A 2,082-nucleotide genomic window follows, 5' to 3' on the forward strand; every position below is an offset into this window, starting at 1 on the left:
CGGCCGGGGCGATCGTGGCGGCGGCGGAGGCCGCGGGCACGCACGAGCTGATCCTGCGTCTACCGCAGGGCTACGACACGCCGCTGGGCGAGGGCGGGGCCGGGCTCTCGGCCGGGCAGCGCCAGCGGGTCGGGCTGGCCCGGGCGCTGTACGGCGAGCCGTTCCTGGTGGTGCTGGATGAGCCCAACGCCAACCTCGACGCCGAGGGCGAGGCGGCGCTGACCCGGGCGATCCACGGGGTGCGCGCGCGCGGCGGGGTGTGCGTGGTGGTCGCCCACCGCCCGAGCGCGCTGGCGGCGGTCGACCTCATCCTGGTGATGGCCGAGGGTCGGGTCCAGGCGTTCGGCCCGAAGGAGGACGTGCTCAAGCGCGTGCTGCGCCCGGTGGCGGCGCAGCCGGCGGATCAACAGCGGGAGCGGGCGTGATGTCGGCAGGATCTCTCACCCTCCCGGGGCTTCCCGGATCCGGCCCGGGGCCGCGCGGCCCGGCGACCCCGTCGCCCGCGCGGGAGCACCCGCGCGCCTCGATCCGCCGGCAGATGCTCGTGGCCGGCGTGATCTCGCTGGCGCTGGTGCCGGGCCTGGGCGGCTGGGCGGCGCTGACCTCGTTTGCGGGTGCGGTGATCGCCCCGGGCCAGCTCGTGGTCGAGTCCGAGATCAAGAAGGTGCAGCACCCGACCGGCGGCGTGGTCGGCGAGCTGCGGGTGAAGGACGGCGACCGGGTCCGGGCCGGCGACGTGCTGGTGCGCCTGGACGAGACCCAGACCCGGGCCAACCTCGACATCACCCTGAAGGCGCTTGACGAGCTGGCGGCGCGGCGCGCCCGCGACGAGGCCGAGCGCGACGGGTTGGCGGCGGTGACGTTCCCGCGTGCGCTGACGGCGCGGCAAGGCGCGGAGCCGGAGATCGCGTCCCTGATCGAGGGCGAGGGCCACCTGTTCGCGGCGCGCCTGGCGAGCCGGGACGGGCAGCGCGCGCAGCTCACCGAGCGGGCGGCGCAGCTGCGTGAAGAGATCGCCGGTCTGACCGAGCAGGCCGCGGCCAAGGCTCGGGAGATCGGGCTGATCGGGACCGAGCTGCGCGGGGTGCGGGATCTGTACGCGAAGAACCTGGTGCCGATCACCCGGGTCACCGCGCTGGAGCGGGACGGGGCGCGTCTGGAGGGCGAGCGCGGTCAGCTGATGGCCTCGATCGCCTCGGCGAAGGGCAAGATCGCCGAGACCAAGCTGCAGATCCTGCAGGTCGACGCGGAGATGCGCGCCGAGGTCGGCAAAGACCTCGCCGAGATCCGGGGCAAGTGGTCGGAGCTGGTCGAGAAGCGGGTGGCGGCGGAGGATCAGCTCAAGCGGGTGGATCTGCGCGCGCCGCAGGACGGGGTGGTGCACCAGATGAGCGTGCACACGGTCGGCGGCCTGGTGACGCCGTCCGAGCCGGCGATGCTTATCGTGCCGGATGCGGACCGGTTGACGGTCGAGGTCCACGTGCAGCCTCAGGACATCGACAGCGTGCGCCAGGGTCAGGCGGCGGTGCTGCGGTTTGCGGCGTTCAACGCGCGCACGACCCCGGAGATCGACGGGACTGTGACGCGGGTGTCGGCGGACGTGACCACGGACCCGAAGTCGGGCCAGAGCTACTACACGGCGCGGATCGCGCTCACGGGCGCGGAGCTGGCGCGATTGGGTGAGGTGCGGTTGGTGCCGGGGATGCCGGTGGAGGCGCACCTGCACATCGGCGAGCGCACGGTGCTGAGCTACCTGGTCAAGCCGCTCACCGATCAGATCGCCAAAGCCTGGCGTGAGCGCTGAAGAAATAAAATTCGTCGATCGCATCTATTTTAAATCACAAATCAAGATCGGATCTTTCGAAATGCCTGTAAGCCCTGAGTATGATCTTGGACTTGTTTATACTTCGCCATTTAATTCTCTAGCCCTTGGAGCGTCGCTTAATAATGGAAGCGGAACTTATAATTTTGTTGGAACTTACCTCCAGCCTCTCAGTTCATCATCAAATTACTTTAATATTGGCTTTGACATAGGTGGAGATGTTGGATCCCATAAAGGTATAAGTTTTTCTACTTCCATTA

At 68.7% G+C, this 2,082-nt stretch carries 3 protein-coding genes; all 3 read left to right on the forward strand.

Annotated elements, in window-relative coordinates; translation table 11 throughout:
* Positions 1-425: ATP-binding cassette domain-containing protein (locus tag FV233_RS29210; protein WP_147899613.1), on the forward strand; the 425-nt coding region annotated here is incomplete at its 5' end.
* Positions 426-538: 113 nt separating this feature from the next.
* On the forward strand, positions 539-1,804 hold the full coding sequence (locus tag FV233_RS29215) for an HlyD family type I secretion periplasmic adaptor subunit (protein ID WP_246690140.1): 1,266 nt from the start codon (positions 539-541) through the stop codon (positions 1,802-1,804).
* Positions 1,794-2,082: hypothetical protein (locus FV233_RS30985; protein WP_210249519.1), on the forward strand; the 289-nt coding region annotated here is incomplete at its 3' end. The genes FV233_RS29215 and FV233_RS30985, both read left to right, overlap by 11 nt.

It is taken from the genome of Methylobacterium sp. WL7, from assembly GCF_008040085.1.
GTDB lineage: Bacteria > Pseudomonadota > Alphaproteobacteria > Rhizobiales > Beijerinckiaceae > Methylobacterium > Methylobacterium mesophilicum.

Bases quoted from the DNA above. Each gene is read 5' to 3' on its own strand.
- FV233_RS29215 (WP_246690140.1), top strand. From the start codon at position 539: ATGCTCGTGGCCGGCGTGATCTCGCTGGCGCTGGTGCCGGGCCTGGGC.